16 protein-coding genes are annotated in these 17,487 nt (G+C 67.0%); 3 read left to right on the top strand and 13 right to left on the bottom strand.

Features of this window, described 5'->3' with window-relative positions; translation table 11 throughout:
• Positions 1-41: 41 nt before the first annotated feature.
• The 8 genes from VKK44_RS19625 to VKK44_RS19590 form a co-directional block, all read right to left on the bottom strand.
• Positions 42-1,262 (bottom strand): tyrosine-type recombinase/integrase, encoded by a 1,221-nt coding sequence (locus VKK44_RS19625; RefSeq protein WP_343442619.1) that lies wholly within the window; start codon positions 1,260-1,262, stop codon positions 42-44.
• Entirely contained in the window at positions 1,262-1,459 is a 198-nt protein-coding gene (locus VKK44_RS19620; protein ID WP_343442618.1) for an excisionase family DNA-binding protein, read from the bottom strand. The genes VKK44_RS19625 and VKK44_RS19620 overlap by 1 nt, the downstream gene beginning before the upstream one ends.
• Positions 1,456-3,012, bottom strand: a complete 1,557-nt coding sequence (locus VKK44_RS19615; protein WP_343447821.1) for a replication initiator — start codon at positions 3,010-3,012, stop codon at positions 1,456-1,458. The genes VKK44_RS19620 and VKK44_RS19615 overlap by 4 nt, the downstream gene beginning before the upstream one ends.
• 550 nt (positions 3,013-3,562) lie before the next feature.
• Entirely contained in the window at positions 3,563-4,000 is a 438-nt protein-coding gene (locus VKK44_RS19610; protein ID WP_343442617.1) for a hypothetical protein, read from the bottom strand.
• Between the two features lie 703 nt (positions 4,001-4,703).
• On the bottom strand, positions 4,704-5,384 hold the full coding sequence (locus VKK44_RS19605) for a hypothetical protein (protein WP_343442616.1): 681 nt from the start codon (positions 5,382-5,384) through the stop codon (positions 4,704-4,706).
• Between the two features lie 434 nt (positions 5,385-5,818).
• Entirely contained in the window at positions 5,819-6,766 is a 948-nt protein-coding gene (locus tag VKK44_RS19600) for a hypothetical protein (protein WP_343442615.1), read from the bottom strand.
• Between the two features lie 5 nt (positions 6,767-6,771).
• Positions 6,772-7,824, bottom strand: coding sequence for a DUF262 domain-containing protein (locus VKK44_RS19595; RefSeq protein WP_343442614.1), 1,053 nt, complete (start codon positions 7,822-7,824; stop codon positions 6,772-6,774).
• Between the two features lie 713 nt (positions 7,825-8,537).
• A complete protein-coding gene (locus VKK44_RS19590; protein ID WP_343442613.1) occupies positions 8,538-9,458 on the bottom strand; it encodes a pentapeptide repeat-containing protein in 921 nt (306 codons plus the stop codon).
• Positions 9,459-9,878: 420 nt separating this feature from the next.
• On the opposite strand from VKK44_RS19590, the gene VKK44_RS19585 reads away from it, so the two are divergent.
• Positions 9,879-10,445 carry an NUDIX hydrolase gene (locus tag VKK44_RS19585; protein ID WP_343442612.1) on the top strand — a complete coding sequence of 189 codons (567 nt, stop codon included), beginning with the start codon at positions 9,879-9,881 and terminating at the stop codon, positions 10,443-10,445.
• 3 nt (positions 10,446-10,448) lie between these two features.
• Here VKK44_RS19585 and VKK44_RS19580 read toward each other — a convergent pair whose 3' ends face one another.
• Positions 10,449-11,870 (bottom strand): helix-turn-helix domain-containing protein, encoded by a 1,422-nt coding sequence (locus VKK44_RS19580; RefSeq protein WP_343447820.1) that lies wholly within the window; start codon positions 11,868-11,870, stop codon positions 10,449-10,451.
• Between the two features lie 173 nt (positions 11,871-12,043).
• Here VKK44_RS19580 and VKK44_RS19575 point away from each other — a divergent pair, with 173 nt between their 5' ends.
• Together VKK44_RS19575 and VKK44_RS19570 are read left to right on the top strand one after the other, a co-directional pair.
• A complete protein-coding gene (locus VKK44_RS19575) occupies positions 12,044-12,214 on the top strand; it encodes a hypothetical protein (protein ID WP_343442611.1) in 171 nt (56 codons plus the stop codon).
• Complete coding sequence (locus VKK44_RS19570) at positions 12,201-13,400, top strand: helix-turn-helix domain-containing protein (RefSeq protein ID WP_343442610.1); 1,200 nt, start codon at positions 12,201-12,203, stop codon at positions 13,398-13,400. Before VKK44_RS19575 ends, VKK44_RS19570 begins: the two co-directional genes overlap by 14 nt.
• A 403-nt stretch (positions 13,401-13,803) precedes the next feature.
• Here VKK44_RS19570 and VKK44_RS19565 read toward each other — a convergent pair whose 3' ends face one another.
• Genes VKK44_RS19565 through VKK44_RS19550 form a run of 4 tightly spaced genes read right to left on the bottom strand, consistent with a single transcriptional unit; the run spans position 13,804 to position 17,467 of the window.
• Positions 13,804-14,727 (bottom strand): ribokinase, encoded by a 924-nt coding sequence (locus VKK44_RS19565; protein WP_343442609.1) that lies wholly within the window; start codon positions 14,725-14,727, stop codon positions 13,804-13,806.
• Positions 14,724-15,464 carry a glutamine amidotransferase gene (locus VKK44_RS19560; RefSeq protein ID WP_343442608.1) on the bottom strand — a complete coding sequence of 247 codons (741 nt, stop codon included), beginning with the start codon at positions 15,462-15,464 and terminating at the stop codon, positions 14,724-14,726. The genes VKK44_RS19565 and VKK44_RS19560 overlap by 4 nt, the downstream gene beginning before the upstream one ends.
• Positions 15,465-15,475: 11 nt before the next feature.
• The gene (locus VKK44_RS19555) at positions 15,476-16,297 is read right to left on the bottom strand and encodes an N-acyl homoserine lactonase family protein (RefSeq protein WP_343442607.1); all 822 of its coding nucleotides are present in this window, start codon (positions 16,295-16,297) and stop codon (positions 15,476-15,478) included.
• A gap of 30 nt (positions 16,298-16,327) precedes the next feature.
• Positions 16,328-17,467 (bottom strand): ABC transporter substrate-binding protein, encoded by a 1,140-nt coding sequence (locus VKK44_RS19550; RefSeq protein WP_343442606.1) that lies wholly within the window; start codon positions 17,465-17,467, stop codon positions 16,328-16,330.
• Between the last annotated feature and the right edge of the window lie 20 nt (positions 17,468-17,487).

Below are 17,487 nucleotides of genomic sequence, written 5' to 3'. Positions count from 1 at the left end.
CCTTTCTGCTGTCGTACAGCAGCTTTGTACAGCAGTTCTCGTCAGTGGCTGAGTGAGTCGCCGAGGCGCTTGAGCGCTTCTCTCGTCTTTGTCGATGTGACCTGCGTGTAGATCTCCATCGTTACGGAGAAGCGGGCGTGCCTCAGCACCTGCATGGCGACTCTGGGATGGACGTCGAGGTCGGCCAGGAGGGTGGCGCAGGTTCTTCTGGCGTCGTGGACGGTGATCGGCTTGACGCCTGCCTTGTCGCACCGCGTCTGCCAGGAGCGTTGGAAGTTGCGCGGCTCGATCGGTGTGCCGTAGCGGGTGGTGAGGACGAGTCCGCTTTCGTGCCATGCCTTGCCGGCGGCTGCTCTCGCCTCGTCGCGTTGCTCGCTCCGCAGTTTCAGGGCCGTGAGGCAGATGTCGGGCAGGGGGAGGGTGGCGTCGGACGCCTGGGTCTTGGTGTCGCGGTGCAGGAGCTGCCCGCGTACGCGTTGGAGCTGGCGACCGATGGTCAGATCTCCGGCGTCGAGGTCGACGTCTGCCCAGGTCAGTCCCAGCGCCTCCCCCTTGCGCAGTCCGGTGACGAGGACCAGGGCGTAGGCGGCGTAGAGCGGGTCGTCGTCGGCTCTCGCGGACTCCAGGAACTTCCGGGCCTCGTCGCTCGACCAGGACTTGCCCCGGCGGCGGCGAACAGTGGCGAGGGTGACCGCGACAGCGGGGTTCTTGGTGATGAGGTCTTCGGCCTGGGCGTGGGAGAGGGCGGCCCGCAGCGCGGCCCGGATGTCGCTCACTGTGCGCGTCGACGGGACGGCCTGGCAGCAGCGGCCGACCGCGCAGCAGCGCCGCTTGTGCTTCGGGCGGACGGTGTCCTTGCCCTGTGCGCAGCACTGGCAGGTGCGAGCTATCTGGTTGATCCAGGTCTGCACGTCGCGCGACTGGAGCCGGTCGAGCCGCTTCGTCCCGAGGCCGGGGGCGATGTAGCGGCGGACAAACGTCTCGTAGGTGGCGTAGGTCAACGGTGCCCGGTTCGGCTGGATGATCTCGGCCAGCCAGTAGGTGAGGAAGCTGCCGACCGTGGGGACGCTTGTCGCCACTGGTCCCTGCTTCGCCTGCTGGTGCAGTTTGATCCACTTGTCGTGGACTGCCTCTCGGGTCTTGCCGTAGACGTACTTGCGGGTGCGCCGGCCGTCAGGCTTGGTGACCCAGACGTAGGCGGCGAAGCCGTTCCGGTACGGGAAGATCGAGCCTTCGCCGTTGGCGCGTGCGCGGGCGGGCATCAGGCGGCCTCCTGGCGCTCGACCTGCTCGCGGATGTAGTCATCGACCCATTCGGGGAGGATGCGGCGGTACTTGCCGTCCTTGATGGAACGCAGCTCGCCGGTGGCGATCTTCATCTTGACCTTGGAGATGCCAAAGCCGAGCAGGACGGCGACCTCGGCGGGGGAGTACCAGCGGGGGGTGAGTTCTCGGCTCATGCGGCCACCCCCAGCCACGCCTCGTGGGCGAGTTCTTCCCGTCCGATGCGTCTGCTCTCGCGGCGCTGCCGCGCGGCGGTGTTGGCGAGCAGGGCGTCGCCTTCGGTGAGCCAGCCGGAGCCGAGGTAGGTGAGGGTGCCGACGGTGATCGTGTCGGCCGACTCGTCGTCTTCCTCGCGGCGGTAGGTGGCGCGGGTGTCGCGGAGCTGGCCAAAGGTGACGGAGTAGCGGCGGGCTTTGGTGAGGAAGTGGCCGCCGTAGCCGAGCATGTGTGTCCAGCGGCGCAGCCCGGCGTAGGGGTTCGGTTTGGTGTCAAGGCTGTCTTGACGGTCGCCGGCTGTTGCGGCGCCACCGCTCCCGTTGGTCTGGGTGGGGCGGCCGAGGTGCCAGCAGGCGTCGATGAGGCGGGCGGTGTGGTCGCCTTCGGGGTCGGAATAGTCGTCGATGGTGGAGGGAATGAGTCGGGTGGAGCTGTGGCCGGTGGCTTCGGTGGCCTTGGTGGCGTACTTGGCGAGGTAGGCGGCGACCTTGCTGTCGGTCAGCTCGCCGTCGCTGCTGTTGATGCGTCGCACGTCGACCTGCTCGCCCCAGGCGATCAGCCATCCCTGTGGCTGGTCGGGATGGGGTGGTGTGGTGACGGTGATCTGCCGGGCGGCTGCGTGGACGGCGGCCTCCAGGTCGTCGACGGTAATGCCGGCCGGAGGCGGCACGAGCGTGTTTGGGTCGGCGGGGTCAACGCCGTCGAGGCGTAGCAGGGCGTGGAAATGCACGGCGGCCCGGCGCTGCATCTCGGCGACCTTGCCGTGGGATACGCGCACGGGCGGCACCCAGCGGACGGTGCCGGCGGCGGTGACGATGCCGATCTTCGGGATGCCGCGTTGGCGGCAGAGCGCGGCGAGGTGGCGTTCGATGGCCTGCTTGGTGCGTCGCCACAGCTCGCCGGAGAAGTAGTTCCAGACGACCTGGTGGGCGTGGTCATAGCAGTCGAGGCACAGCGGCTTGCCGATCCGTGGATCGTCGGCGTCGTGGCGGGCAAAGCACGCCGCCGGCTGTCCGTGCTCACAGGTGCCGGCGTTGCTCCGAGCGCGGCAGGGCGCGGGTCGGCAGTCGCAGCGCTGCCGGTTGCGGCAGGTGTGGCGTGGGACGTGGCGGTGGTGGACCGGGCCGAAGGACGGGGCGGTGAAGGTGGCGAAGACGACCGGGTGCCGGCCGACCGATGCGGGGACGCCCTTGCCGCCGGTCAGGCCGCGACAGACGACCTGGTAGGCATCGCCCTGGTAGACCCAGGCGCAGTCCGGGCAGGCCGATTCACGGCGGTTGCCGCATGCCTTGTAGAGCGTGCGGTCGGGCAGCTCGTCGGTGTGCAGTTGGCTGGTGATGCGGCCGGTGTTCCGGTCGACGGCGGCGATGGTGCCGGTGAGGCGGATCGGTCGGGAGCAGCCGCCGGCGGGGCGGGTGTGCTCCAGCCAGCCGGAGAACTCCGGCGAGTCGGCGCGGTGCAGGACCTGGGCGTCGCGGCCGGCGGCGAGGCCGGGGCGGTAGGCGGTGAAGATGGTTTTCTCCTCTTCAAGGGGTGGCAGGGACGGGAGACGAAGCACCACCAGCCGTGGACGCTGTGTCCGCTGGTGGTGTTCGTCGTGTCTCCTGGCACCGCCGAGAGGGCGGCTGACGCCGGAGGGCGGAACCGTGGTCGTGCCACTTCCCGCCGATGGGTCATGTCCTTTCACGCTCGTGGACTTGGCAATTGGGGCCGGCACGGGTGGGGAGCCTGGGATATCGGCATCCGGCGGGTTGCCGCAGGCTGTACCCACCCGTGAAGTGCGAATCCGGGCCATCGTGGACGGCGGGGAAGGCCGTACTGGGCAGCTCAGCGGATTCAGGCCGGCATAGTGGCCGGGGTGGTCGAGAGCCGGCGGGGACGTGGCCCGCATCAGCGGCAGGAAGGCCGCTCAGCGTCTCCGACATCGAGTCCAGCGATCCGGCAGGAAGGCCGCGCTGGCGTGCTCGACGACGCCAGAGTAGCACCGGGTGTCGATGCGTCAACCCGTCGTGACCCAGCTCTACCGGCCTGGCGAACCCACTTCACGTCGCGCTTCCTGCGTGTCAGCAGACGCACTCGAAGGACAAGCCACTACTCGATGGGGTTGCGATCCAGGCTGCCCGGACGGGGCCATGCCGCTGCGTCTCCGCCCAAGTATCGAACAGCGCTGCGGCGCGGAGCGGCCCGATGGGAGCGAACTTGAACCCTGTGTCTTGGACATCGAGCCGGTCAAGGCCGACCAGATCGGCCTCGTCGTCGAAGGCCATCTCCAAGTCGAGCCGCCACAGTTCGCGCTGCCGGTAGGGATCATCATGGTCACCGACATCAGCGATGGCCAGCTGCCGGGTGAAGGTCAGAATCAGGCGGCTGTCGCTCCATGACCGTCGGCCCCACTGAATGATGAAACCATCGGCATCGGAGTCCGGAGTTGGATCGAGGCCGTCGATGTCCAGTTGTAGGAACTCAGTGAACGCATCCCACGCCGCCTCGACATCGGTCACTGAATTCTCCCTGACGCCATGCCGTCGCAGGATTTGCGCGAACACGTCAACGTTGGTCCGCCAAGGGATGTGCACGTGCTCAGCATGCCCCGATGGACCCGGCGACTGCCGGCCGGTGTGGGAGGACTTTCCGTACGTCTATCAAGGCGGCCCTGAACGGGCCGCACGCGCCGCCGCCTGGGCGCGTGTCCGTCGCTCCGCTGGCGCTCCGACTCCGGCCACGCAACACGCCCGGCGGCTGGCGCGGAAGCGGTAAGCCCAAGGGGCCGCCGAAGACGGGTTAGCAAGAAGAGTGGTGAGATCCGTCGCCGGCAGCCGGCCGCGCCGCGCTTGAGCAGCGCGGCGCAGGTAACGCGCCGCCGGGTCTGCGCAGCAAGCCCCAAGCATGGGGGCGGTGTCCGCCGAGGACCTGGCGGTCGTCCAGGAGCCGACTCCGCAGCCGCTCGCGGTCAGGTCAGCTGCTCACCTGGGAGGGGAGGGGTGCCCGCCGATGGCCAGCTCCGACCCCAGGAGCCGGGTCCGCACCGGTCCAGGTCAGGTCAACTGCGCTCCTGTGGCGGTGTCCGCGTGGGGCATGGTCCGCGACACGAAAACCGACTCAGCCCGTTCCGGCAGGTCCGTCCGTACGTCAAGGCCCGCTTGACCCGTTGCGGAACAGCGACGGCATGTCGGTAGGCGACGGCCAGGCGACGGCCAGGCCCCGCTAGCGGCTGGTTCCTGTATCTCCCTCTTGCTGTAAGGGAATAATCCGTTCCCCAGGGATGCGGAGCTCGATAGGGGCGTTCAAGACCTCGTAAGGCAAGGGCTTTCTTGCCGCCCTGTTGAGGAGTGCTCGCCAGATTGGCGTGAAGCTCGCATAGATGATGGCGTTGAAGTGCTCCGCTTCCTTGTTCAGTTCCTTGCTCAACTCAGCATACTGCTGCTCCTGATATGCAAGCTGAGCCATGCCCTCTTGAATTCGGAAGGCTGTCAGGTGGTTAAAGGCGCTGGTGAGCGCTTCGAGGCAGTTGCGCGCGGGAATCTGAACCTGCATAGTTGCGCGCATCTCAAGGTCAGCGAACGCGTCGAGCGTGGCTCGCTGCGCTGCCCGAGCCTCGTTGAGGTCAAACTTTATGGAAACCTTCTTACCCGCCTGCTGTTGATCGGCGGCCTCTTGGGCGAGGTCTCGCATCTTCTGCACCCGAGAAGAATAGACCCACAGGGCTTTTCGAAATGCGATTGCCACTTCTCGCCGCTTCTCCATTTCCGAGAAGATGCGTTCGCGCATAAAGGAATCCGACGTTGTTCGTCGACTTAAGCGAGCGCCGAGCGCCACACCGAAAACGGCAATAGCGGCTGCGAAAACGGGAGAAAGGCTTTTCGCAACTTCAGCCCAGTTGGTCATGGCGACATCGTAGGCCCGGACCGGGTAAGGGACCATGCACGCGGTCACGCCGGGCAAGAGGCGAGGACGGCAACCAAGCCCTCGGCAAGGTGGGGCACACACGGGGCACAAAACACCGTCAAACGCCGTCAATCAGCCACCAACGCTGGCAGCCCCAGGCGGCGCGTGAGCAGGCGTCTGGTGTTGTTCCCGCTGGTGGCGGCGAAGCTGCTCTTAGTTCCGCTTCAATTCGTCGGCATCGCCCTGGCTCGGCAGCCCGTCTAGTCAGCCTGACGGTAAACCGGGTGTCGGACCGACGACCGGCGGGGCGAAGGCGGCGGCCAAGTCCTGACCCGGGGGTACGGGAACGCGGCGAGAGTAAAGTTGTTTCAGATGCCGGCGAAAGTCACCAGGGGTCGCGGGCCGCTCGGGCATGCGTTGGTCCACGGTATGTATCAATGAAAGAACCAGTCGACTATATGTCCCTGAGAACTACGCATCACTACGGCGCCGACAAACGGGAGGCTTCTTTTCTCTAAGTGGTCTTGGCAATGAGCTGTGCCGTAGAAGGTGCCCAGATCCCCGCCGGACCGGTCCTGAAGCTGATACTTGTCGCCACTCGGCCCGAGAAAATTAACGGGTATTCCGCTTCGACTCGCCGACGCCGAAGCGCCGGAGGCGAATCCATTGATCAACGCTGCCACTGCAAGGCTTGCCAAAAGATCGAAAGCAAAGGCGACGGACATGTAGGCGATAACTCTGGTTCGAAGTAGTGCGGCGTCCACTGAGATTGTGGAATCGTGAGCTGCCTCATGACGCCATGCCGCAATTCTGCCGAGCTTCAGCACGCTTCCATTTGCTAGGCCCGCCGCAGCGAAGTCAAACCCTACCTCGCGTAACGTATCGCCGATTTGGTCGTATAGCTGGACGGCATCAACCGCTGCCAGAAAATCTCGCAGAGTGCCAGCTCCCACATTAGAGGTAGACCACCCAAACGCCCAATCGGAGAACGAGTAGGAGTTAGATCGAGAGGAGGCGATGGCATCAGCGTGCAGTTGAGCGAGAGCGACGATGTCCGGGGTGTCTAAGCCTTCGCCCCGCTGGCTGAGCCGGAAGCGGACCGCTTCCACTACGCCTTTAGTGGCCGCAATCTGGAGTCCCTTCGGCAATTGGTCGAAGGGCGGGCGATCATCAGCCGTCGACACGAGTCGGAGTAGTTCGCCAATGCGACCTCTGATGAAGTGTTCGAAGCAGGCGAAAGCTGATACAGAAAGACCGTTCTTGAGGAGCCTGATTGCTTCTGCCGCCGGGGTTCCCGGGAGCGCCGTGTCTTGAATACCGCCGGAGTCGAGGTGGGTGATCAAGGCATTCAAGCTCTTGATTAATCGTTCGCGTGCGTCCATCTCGCTCAGCCTTGTATCAGCTGGGCAATGCGCTCTACCCTATAGGTCAGTCGCTTTGGCGAGGTGGCTTGATTTAGGCCGAATTGGGGGTCATGGGCTGTAATCTCATCAGTTGCTTCTATAATTTCATTTCTTCGGCTTGCAGCCTTCTCTACGTCGATCTCAGCGCTGGCCGCAACCGCCAGCATCTGGGCGTCGTACAACTGCACTGATCCGGAAACAGTCCTCGCAAACCCAATCTTGGCCTGGAATGCCCTCTCGCCCCAAATTTTCTGGCATCCGTGCAGTGCGCGACGGAAATCGGCCGCGTATCGCTCTAGCGTGTCTTCCTTATCGTTAGCATGGCGCATCATGAAATGATCGAGGAAGTCCGACACGGGGAGCTGGCGCGGGATCCCATCCGCTGCGAAGGCGATGAAGCGCAAGACATACTCGACGTCTTGCATGCGTCGGTATCGATCAGAATCATCGGTTATTTTGAATTGAGCCCGCAGGAACGGAGCGCTGGAAAGCCGTATAAGAAGATCATTAAGGGGGCCTTCGAAGGCAATATTGCGGACTTCTTGATTGTTGAGCGCCTGCCCCCCCTTGTTGAGGCGAACAAAGACCTCGTATTTAAGAGTAGGGTCTGACTGATTTAGCAATGTTACCGCTCGTATATGTGGCCGCATGTGCAGGGATTTGACTATGGCATCAGGAAGGTCATAAATCTTGCTGCCGTTCAACTCCGGGAAAGCTTGCAGGGATTTCAACACAAGCTCGCCGCGCATGAAAGAATGGATGGCGTAGATGCGCTGGGAGCCATCGATAATGCTGTACCTGAAGTCTTCGGTTTGAGCAAAGTAGAGCGGTGGTACAGGGATATTTAGAAGAAAAGATTCAATTAGGGCCGACTGGCGGGCTTGATCCCAACGGCGACGTCGCCGTGTCTCAACAAGAGGATCTATGTAGCCTTCCTCGACCATCGACGCGATCGTCATCATCGAAAAGTCGCTTGTCTGCGTAACCAGGCGCTCTTGCGCTTGGAAGAACCGGTCGACCGCGTCACCGTGCCACATGGACGGATCCTAGCTACTGCGTCTCCGGCTTCTCCAGGTAGACCAGCCTGGTTGGTACCTGCCTCCTCACGGGGCCGTCGCTGCCCTTCAGGCACGCATGGTGTCGTCCGTGCCCGGCCGTCGGCTCCCGCCAGCGACCGGCGGTGGCCCCCAAAAGATGGAGCCCGGGTCAGACGGCGAGGGGAGGCAGCCAGGAGGCAGCGAAAGCAGCAGCGACGGCCGGCGGCGAACGACACGGGACGGCGAAGTGGCCATGGTCGCCAACACAGAACGGTGCCTGACAGCACTCAACGTTGAGGCCCAGCCGCGTTCACACCGAAGGCGCGCCCGACGAACGTGCCATCCGATGTAGACAACTTTGCCCAGCGAGGGTCGGCCTGGGGCGTCGGCGGAACGGCTGTCGACAGCAACGCTGACAGGCAACGGGCCGGGACGAGGGCAGCCGTCGGCCGCTGGAGCCGGACAGTTGCCCCACGTCGCGCACGCGCCTGGACGACACCGGATGGGGCACGCCGTTTCTGTAAACGAGACGTCGCGACTCGATCTCGGATGGCTCAAGGTGACCAGTGGCGCGAGCAAGGGCGATGCGGCCAGCTACGCGCGAGGTGAGGCCGGGCCAGCTGCCAATGTTTCTAGTCGAGGAGCAAGCGAATGAGCAAACGCGATGCCGGAGTCAAATCCTCACCCCAGCGAATCACGGCCGTCGCGAACGGCTACAGACCGCCGGCATCGCGCCACCATCTCAGAGGAGCGTCGTCGAGCCCCCATCGCACGTTGTCGGCCGCGGCCTTGCGATCAGAAAACCTCGGTGGTAACAACTTCCACTCCTGAGGGCGGCAGTGAGCCTCGGACTCCTGATCGCGTGGGCTAACCACCCCGGGCGGCAATGTCGTGCCGAAACCAATGCACGCGAACCGCACACTCTCAGTGGTCACGCCATTTGCCTCGCCGACGTCTGCGTTCCGAAGGTCTGCGTCAGCCAACTTCGCACCGGACAGCTCCGCGCCCCACAATTCGGCGCTGGCCAGGTCTGCGTAGCGCAAGTCCGCGTTCAGCAGGAACGCGGTGTTCAGGTTCGTGCCGCCGAGGTCTGAGCCAATCAGATTCGCCCCGCTCAGGCCTGCGGCGTTCAGGTCCGCCCCGCTCAGGTCCGCGCCGAACAGGTCCGCCCCGCTCAGGTCTACACCTCTCAGGCTCGCCCCATGCAGGTCTACACCTCTCAGGCTCGTATGGGAGAGGTCGATGTTGTCGCCGATTCCGATCCGGTCCTGATTGGCTTCACGGCGGCCGAGCACAGTCAGAGCGGCCTGGATGTCGACCGGGGGCGGAGGGGAAGTCGGCGGCTTTGCCAACTGACTCGGCGGACTGGGACTCAGGTTGGGCGCGGGGGCGTGAACCCGAACGAAGGCGGCGAGCAGCTGGACGACAGCGGGATGGTCGACGCCAGAGTCCCGCATGATGCGTTCCAACGCGTAGATGGCACCGAGGCGAACATCGACCTTTTCCGGGCCCGGCTGTCCCAACTGCTCGACTGCTGTGGTGAACCGCTCGGTGATCTGCCCCTGCTCGGTGAGGCGCTGCTGCTCTCGGTTTGCCTCGTTCGTGATGTACAGCCCGATGCCGACGAAGAGCACCGAGACGAGGCTGCCGATCGCGAGCACTCGTTGCCAGGGGTCGGGCTTCACACTTGGCGGTCGGGCGGTGTGGGCACGAAGCCTCCGATGGGCGAGCGTTGAGACCGGGCTGCTGGCACACCGACGGCGGCGCGAACGCGGCGGAGTAGGCACAAGTCTATTTCACTTGATGCCCGCTACTCACTTTTGATCGAGTCGCGTGTGCGGCGGTAGCGCCGACAGCAGCGCTGACAGCAACCGACCGGGACAAGGGCAGCCGCTTGCGGCCGATCACGGACAGCCGCCCGAGGTCGCAGACATGAACGGACCCCGCCGGACGGAGCGCCCAGAACTCACAAGCGAGGGGTCGGGTGGCCGGGGTGGTGCGGCCAGTAGGTGCTGCCTGTCGAGCATGGTGGGAGCGGCGCGGATACTGGCTGGGTGGTGGAGAAGCAGGCGACGGAGTTGACCCGGTGGACCATTCACGGCGAGCGGGTCGTGGACGACACCCGCCGAGCGCGGCTGAGCATTGCCGAGGTCGAGCTGCCCGACGGGGTTCGGTTCGAGCAGTACGTGATCCGGGCTCCCCGGTCGGCCATGGTCGCCGTGCTCGACGACCAGGAGCGCCTGCTGTTGATGCGGCGGCACCGGTTCGTGTTCGACCGGTGGGTGTGGGAGGTGCCCGGCGGCTATGTCGACGGCGAGGAGCAGCCGGCGGCGTGTGCGGTGCGGGAGGTTGAGGAGGAGACCGGCTGGCGCCCGCAAGGCGTCGAGCCGCTGCTGTCCTTCCAGCCGTGGGTCGGTACGGCCGACGCCGAGAATATGCTGTTCCTGGCCCGGCAGGCAGAGCACATCGGCACGCCGGTGGACGTGAATGAGGCTGAGCAGGTCGCCTGGATCCCGCTCGACGAGGCGTATCGGCTTGTGGCTCAGAGGGAGATCGTCGGTGCTGGCACGGTAATCGCGGTGCTGGAGTTGGTCGCGCGTAAGGCCAGGGGAGAGCTGTAAGCGTCAGCGTCGAGGGCCGAGGGTGGCGTCGATGCGGGCGGTGAAATGCCGAACGGTGGGAAGCCGCCGGCGTGGGGCGAGCTGGGTTTGCAGGTCGCGCAGGTAGCGGACGGCTCTGGCGGAGCGTAGCTGTTTGGTCAGGGTCAGAGCCTCCGCACCTATGGCGCAAGCGCGGTCAGTTTCGCCCTGTTGGGCCTGGATGCTGGCGAGCAGGGCGAGGTTGAAGGCTCTGCCGCGTACGTAGCGGTTGTCCATGCGCAGGGAGCGGGCGGCGAAGCGTTCGGCGTGGGTGTTGCGGCCGAGGGCGTGGAAGCAGTGGCCGAACTTGGCCGACAGGTACGCCTCGTCGAAGTAGCTGAGCCATTGCGGTTCGGTGCTGCGGTCGGCCCGGTCGAGGGCTTGTTCCGCCTCGTGCAGGGCAGCGGCGCAGGCTCGTTCGTCGCGGGCTTTGGCTAGTGCGTGGGCTTCCATGACGTGGGCTTCGGCGGCTAGGACGGGGAACCCGGCGCGTCGGGCAGCCTGGCCGGCGGCGCGGGCGAGATCGAGGCCGGTGGCGGTGTGGCCGAGGTAGGTGGCCTGGTGGCTCATCGCAGCGAGGATTTCCGCGCCGAGGCCGTCGTCTCCGGCGGCGTGAGCGAAGTCCAGGGCGAGGGTGAGGTACCGCTGGGCGATGCCGTGTTCGGCTGTGTCGTAAGCCTGCCATCCGGCGAGTTGGGCTAGTTCGGCTGCGGCACCGAGCAGCCGTTGACCGGTGCGGTGGTCGTATCGGCCGTCGGTGAGCAGTGGGGTCACCTCCTGGTGAAGGTAGCGGGCCACGGTGTCGCGGGCGTGCCCGCCGCCGTACTGGTTGTCCAGCCCGCGGTAGGTCGCGGTCATCGCGCGAATGGTGTCAATCTGCGGTTGACCGACGGCGTTCCGGCCGGGCTGGGTCACCGGGGCCGGATCGGGGGCCGTGAACCAGCGCAACGCCGGCAGGGTGTAGCCGGCGGAATTGAAGGCCACCTGCCGGAGCACATCTCGACGGTTCACGTCACCTCGCCAAAGCTCTATGGCACTGCGGACGTCGTCATGCCAGGTCCGGGTGGTCGGTGATTCGCTGGGCCGACCGGGGGTGAGGTGGGCCGGTGGGGACGGCACGGTGGCCTGTTGGGGTGCCAGGCCCATCACTATTCGCGCCTGGTCGGGCATCCGGCATCCGTCGGCGATCCGCTCCAGGACGTCGATCGAGGTGACTTTGCGTCCGGCCATGATCCGGCTGACATAGCCCTGTTCCAGCCCGACGGCGGCCCCGATCCGGCTCTGACTCGCGCCGGTGAGGCTGGTGATCCAGCGGAACAGCCCGCCGATGTCGCGGGCGGCCAAGGCGGTCAGCACCTCGCCGTGTGACCATGCGTCCTCTGGTATTCGAAGCGGGTCGAGCAGCACGGCGGCTCCCAGCGTCGCATTCCGACTACTCATGGTGTTCAAGCCAAGAGCGTATGGCGACCATTCGCGCTGGTCGAACCGTCCCATGTCACGGTGACATGTCCGCTGGCCATGGAGCCCATCCATAGCCTTCCGTAGCTTCTCCGTCACCTGGGGGTGACGGGAGGTGTGAGGTGCCGGGTAAGGGCGACGAGTCGGCGGTGAGCCGGGGCGAGCAGATCGAGGCGGCTGAGCGGGAGGCGGCGAAGCGGCGGCTTCTCGCCCAGGCGGAGGCGGATCGGATTCCGGTGGAGGAGACGACCCGGGCGGTGCCGGATCGGCGGTGGCGTCGTGGGCAGCGTTGAGGTGTTGCCGGTGGGGCGGCGGGTGGCGTACTGGCGGGGCCGGCGGAGGTTGTCGCAGCAGGTGTTCGCTGACCGGCTCGGCAAGTCGAAGAGCTGGGTAGACAAGGTGGAGCGGGGCGTGCGGCGGCTGGGCAAGCTGTCGACGCTTCAGGAGATCGCCCGGGTACTCCGTATCGACACCGCAGCACTTGTCGGCCAGGACGCCGCACCGGTCCAGGCGAAGGGTCGCGCGGACGGCGTCGACCGTATCAGAGCAGCTTTGTCCAGCTACGAGATCCCGTTGAGCAAGCTGGCAGGTGGCCCGGTGGTGCCGGTGGATCGGGTGCTGCGGGATGTGGGGTACGCGTGGACGACGTTCCAGTACGCCCGCTATCCGCAGGTGGTCGACCTGGCACCGGACCTGCTCACCAACGCGCAGCGCACCCATGTTCACGATCGGGGCTCGGGTCGCGGGCCGCTGGTCGAGGCGTACCGGGTCACCGCCGCTCTGCTGGTCAAGCTCGGCGACGCTGAGCTGGCGTGGTTGGCCGTGGATCGGGCGATGTTCGCCGCCACCGGCGACCGGGAGCTGGTGGCCGCGGCAGCCGTGCAGCTCGGCCAGGTGTTACGCGCGCTCGGGAGGGCGCGGGAGGCGAGGTCGGTGATGCTCGCTGCCGCGTACCGGATCGCTCCATCCGTAATCGAGTACGGCGGACCGGTGGAGTTGTCCCTGTGCGGGACCCTGCTCATCCAGGCCAGTCTGGCGGCGGCGCAGGACGGCAACGAGTCCGCCGCCGGTGAACTTCTCGACGAGGCCGCCGGCATGGGGGAGCAGGTCGGTGACGGGTGCGACCATCACCGCACCGGCTTCGGGCCCACCGCCGTCGACCTGGCCCGCGCCGCCGTAGCCGTCGAGGTCGGCGATGCTCATGCGGCGATTGCCTGGCACGAGAATGCCACGGCGCGTTCCGGCTGGCGAGGGCTACCCACTGAACACCGCGCCGCGCACCTGCTCGACGTCGCCCGCGCCTACCTGCACGCCGGGGACGTGGGCAACGCGGCTCGCCTGCTGACCGAGGCCGAGCGCACCGCATCGGCCGAGATCACATGTCGGCCTGTCGCCCGGGACATCCTGGCCGAGGTTGCTCGCGACCCGCGCGCCCCGACCACGATCGCGAAGCTCGCCGCCACGCTCGGGGTCGGCTGAGCAGCGCTACACGAGGACGAGAAGTACAGCAGTGAAGTACAGCAACCGTGCCAGCCGAACCGAGCCGAGAAGCGCCTCATCAGGCCGGTTGACCTCGCATCGAGCCCGATCCGACCCGCTCGCCGAGAGTTCACACCGAAGTGTTCACGCGTCGCTGCTCCCCGCCTGGCTGGTGTCGGCTGTCGTCTCGAAGCTCGCTGACGTCAGCCAACAGGGCTTCGTTACATCGACGCATGCACTGGCTGCCATCGCCGTGACGCCGGCATGCATCCCGAGAGCTGAGACTCGAATCCCACCGGAAACCTGCTGATCAGGGCGTTCTGCTCGGTGACCTCTTCGGCGAGCTTGATGTGGTCAAGTGGGGTCGCATCGGTCGGTCTGATAGTGCCGCCCCGGCTGGAGCTCAGGGCAGCCGGGCGAGCAGCTCGGTGACGTCCGCCCGGGTGGGGAGGCCGCCCTGCGCGCCGACGGCGCGGGTGGAGAGCGCGGCGGCGGTCGCCGCGAACCGGGCGGCCTCGGCCAGCGGGGTCCCGTCCACCAGGGCCGCGGTGAGCGCGCCGCAGAAGCAGTCGCCCGCCCCGGTGGTGTCGATCACCGGCACCGTCGGGGCGGGCACCAGGTCGTACCGGTGCCCGTCGCGGACCAGCGCGCCGGCCGCGCCGAGGGTGACCACCACCTGCCGCACCGGCAGCGTCGCGAGGGCCCGTCGGGCGTCGTCGACGTCGTCGACCGACAGCCCGGTGAGTTGGGCCAGCTCGATCCGGTTCGGCACCAGCACGTCCACCTGGTCGAGCAGGGCCGCGTCGACCGACCCGGCCGGGGCCGGGTTGAGCACGCGGAGCGGTCCGGTGACGGCGAGTGCGGCGCGCACCGCCGCCGCCGGGATCTCGCACTGGACCAGCACGGCCGCGGGTGCCGGGTGGGCGGGGGCGACATCGGCCGGCGCGAGCCGCCGGTTGGCGCCGTCGAGCACCACGATGGAGTTCTCGCCGGTGGGGTCGAGCAGGATCAGCGCCTCCCCGGTGGGGGCGTCGTCGACGCGGCGTACCCGGGAGACGTCGACCCCGGCGGAGCGCAGGGCGGCCAGCAGGGTCTCGCCGGCGGCGTCCCGGCCGACGGCGGCGCGGAGCGCGACCCGGCGGCCGAGCCGGGCCAGCGCGACCGCCTGGTTGGCGCCCTTCCCGCCGGCACCGGTCTCGGCGTCGCCGGTCAGCACCGTCTCACCGGGACGGGGCAACCGGTCGAGCCGGATCACCCGGTCGAGGTTGGCGCTGCCGACCACCAGCACCTCGACCGGGTCGTCCGCCGCCGGTCCCGGGTCCGTCACCGGGCCGCCAGCCAGGTGAGCAGGCGGGCCCACAGCTCGGGGTAGCCGGGCCAGGCCAGGAAGGACGGCGGGGCCCAGTGCGGCGCGAGGTCGGAGGTGAAGACCCCGGTACGCCCCGCGCCGACCTGCCGGACGGCGATCAGCGGGTCCGGGCCGACGGTGACCAGCACCTCGCCGTCGTCGCGGGCGGTGGTGCGGTTGTAGCCGAGCAGCGCCGGCCACTCCGTCTGCTGGTCGGGCAGGGCCGGGTGACTGGTCAGCACCTTCGGCTGGACGCCCTCGGGGGCCTCCACCCGGTCGTCGCCGCCGCACAGGTCGACCGGGAGCAGGTCGGCCAGCGGGCTCTGCCCGTACCGGGCCTTGCCGTCGATGCCGGAGAAGGAGAGGTACCCGCCGACCATCAGCAGCGCGCCGCCGGTGCGGACGTACTCCCGGATGGTGGCGAGCCGGTTCGGCTCGCTGGCGGAGGTCCGGAAGACCGCCGGGGTGAGCAGGAACGTGTTCGCCCCGACGTCGCTGATCACCACGCAGTCGTACCGGCGGAGGTCCTCGACGGTGGTGGGCAGGTCGTCGGCGATGCGATGGGCGGGGATGTGCTCCACCTCCCAGCCCCGGGCCCGCAGGACGGCCTTGAACTCCGCGCCGCCCTCCTGGTACTCGCTGTTGGTGAAGCTGTCGAAGCCCTTCTGGTGGATCAGGTGGATGAACCACGACTCTCCGAGCAGCAGAATTCTCACGGCCGGACTCCTTACTCGATGGTGCCGCTCGGGAAGTGTTCGCGGAACTGCCAGTCGTGTTCGGGGACGATGACGTCCGCCTCGCGGTGCAGGCGGGCGTAGCCCCGCATCAGCTCGGGCAGGTTCCAGAACGAACCCATCGGCCAGTTGAGCTCAAGATTGCGGTAGTTGTACATGACGTCGCTGGTCAGGCAGACGGTGCCGAGCGCGGTCTCGACCATGACCACCATGCAGCCCGGGGTGTGACCGCCGATCTTGATCAGGCGGACCCCGTCGGCGATGTCGACGTCGCCGTCGATCACGTCCAGCCGGTCCCGGATGGCGGTGATCTTGTAGGAGTAGTCGGGGTAGTAGAACATGCAGAACGACGGTGGGGCGATGGCCTGCGGCAGCTCGTCGCGTTGCACGACGAACCGCGCCCGGGGGAAGAGCTCGTTGTTGCCGACGTGGTCGAAGTGCAGGTGGGTCAGGACGACCACGTCCACGTCCTCGGGACGGACCCCGTGCCGGGCCAGCCCGGCCACGAGGTCCTGGTCCTCCGCGCGGGAGGCGACGAAGTCGACCCCGTAGCGGCTTTGCATCGCCGACACCTCGTCGATGGCCCCCAGGCCGGTGTCGATGAGGATGGTCTTGTCGGTGCCCTCGATCAGCCAGACCGGCACCGGCACCATCACCCCCTCGGTGACCTGCCCGTTGCGCCGCCGGATGTCGTTCCGGAAGCCGTACGGCAGGACCCGGGACCGGTCCAGGTCAGGGTGTGCGCCACTGTTCAGCAGGCTGACCGAGAGGGAACTCTCCAGCTCACCGGTGACGATCTGGTGGATCCGCAGCATCGCCGCTCTCCCGTCCGTTGCTCGGTGCCGTCAGAAGCCGGTCTCGTCCGCGCCGAACTTCTCGACGTACTTGTTCCAGGTCTGCTCGACCAGGAAGTGCTTGCCGGCGTCGGCCGCACTGGGGATGGAGCCGTTCGAGGTCAGGTAGGAGTTGTCGCCGTCCCAGGTCTTCTTCCAGTAGGAGACGCCACCCGGGTCGAGGATCAGCTCCTTGGTCGCCTTGGCGTTCGGCGCGTACAGCTCGAACTTCTGCCAGAAGTCCTGGAAGCCCTGCACGGTCAGGTTCGCGCCGGTGTCCTTGTTCAGCCGGTCAGTGATGATCTTGCCGCACTCGGCGGTGTTGGCGTCGCAGTACCGGACGATCCGGTGGAAGGTGTTCACCAGCTTGAGCAGCGCCTCCTCGTTCGCCGTGGCGAAGTCGGTGGTGGTGACCAGGCCGTTGATCGGCGGCGGGGCGAGGTCCGGGCCGGAGGCGAGCACCGGCATTCCCTCGGCGGTCGCCCGCACCCGCTGCGGGATGCCCCCGAGATAGGCGTCCCCGGTGCCGCTGAGGAACGCGGCCAGCCCCTGGTCCGGGTCCAGGTCGACGATCTTGACGTCCTTCTGGGAGAGCCCGACCGACTCCAGCGCGGCGACCACCTGCTTGCCCATGTCGGTCGACATGGTGGTGACGATGGTCCGCCCCTTGAGCTGTTTGAACGTCTCGGCGCGGGCGTCGGCCTCGGAGAGGCCACCGGCGACGTACTCGTCCAGGGACTTCAGGCCGGAGCCCTTCTTGCCCATCAGCGCCGAGCCCTCGGTGAACGGGTTCCAGGCGTACCAGTAGACGACGTTGGTCGCCTTGTTGGCGACCGAGACCACGCCGGTGGTGTTGTTGATCGCGGCGTCCACGCCGTCGGAGGCGACCGCCGGCATGATGGCGTCCCAGGCGAGCGACTTCAGCTCGACGTTGAGCCCGGCCGCCTTGAACCACCCCTTCTCCTCGGCGATGATCGGGATCATCGTGTCCTGGAACGGGGAGATGCCCAGCCGGATCGTGGTGGTGCCGTCCTCGGCGGGGCCGGAGTCGGCGTCGGAGTTGCAGGCGGTGGCGGCCAGGGCGAGCGCGGCGACGGTGAGACCGAGGGCCAGCTTCCGGCTTGTCCGGGAGGCCGAGTGGGGGAATGACATAGTCGTGCTCCTTCTCAGAA

Source organism: Micromonospora sp. DSM 45708 (genome assembly GCF_039566955.1).
GTDB lineage: Bacteria > Actinomycetota > Actinomycetes > Mycobacteriales > Micromonosporaceae > Micromonospora.
The sequence above is the reverse complement of the archived record's forward strand: the minus strand, read 5'-3'. Positions and strand labels throughout refer to the sequence as shown.

Coding starts and splice junctions, on each gene's coding strand:
- VKK44_RS19600 (WP_343442615.1), bottom strand. CDS start 6,766: ATGGACGCACGCGAACGATTAATCAAGAGCTTGAATGCCTTGATCACC.
- VKK44_RS19620 (WP_343442618.1), bottom strand. CDS start 1,459: ATGAGCCGAGAACTCACCCCCCGCTGGTACTCCCCCGCCGAGGTCGCC.
- VKK44_RS19595 (WP_343442614.1), bottom strand. CDS start 7,824: ATGTGGCACGGTGACGCGGTCGACCGGTTCTTCCAAGCGCAAGAGCGC.
- VKK44_RS19555 (WP_343442607.1), bottom strand. CDS start 16,297: ATGCTGCGGATCCACCAGATCGTCACCGGTGAGCTGGAGAGTTCCCTC.
- VKK44_RS19605 (WP_343442616.1), bottom strand. CDS start 5,384: ATGACCAACTGGGCTGAAGTTGCGAAAAGCCTTTCTCCCGTTTTCGCA.
- VKK44_RS19550 (WP_343442606.1), bottom strand. CDS start 17,467: ATGTCATTCCCCCACTCGGCCTCCCGGACAAGCCGGAAGCTGGCCCTC.
- VKK44_RS19625 (WP_343442619.1), bottom strand. CDS start 1,262: ATGCCCGCCCGCGCACGCGCCAACGGCGAAGGCTCGATCTTCCCGTAC.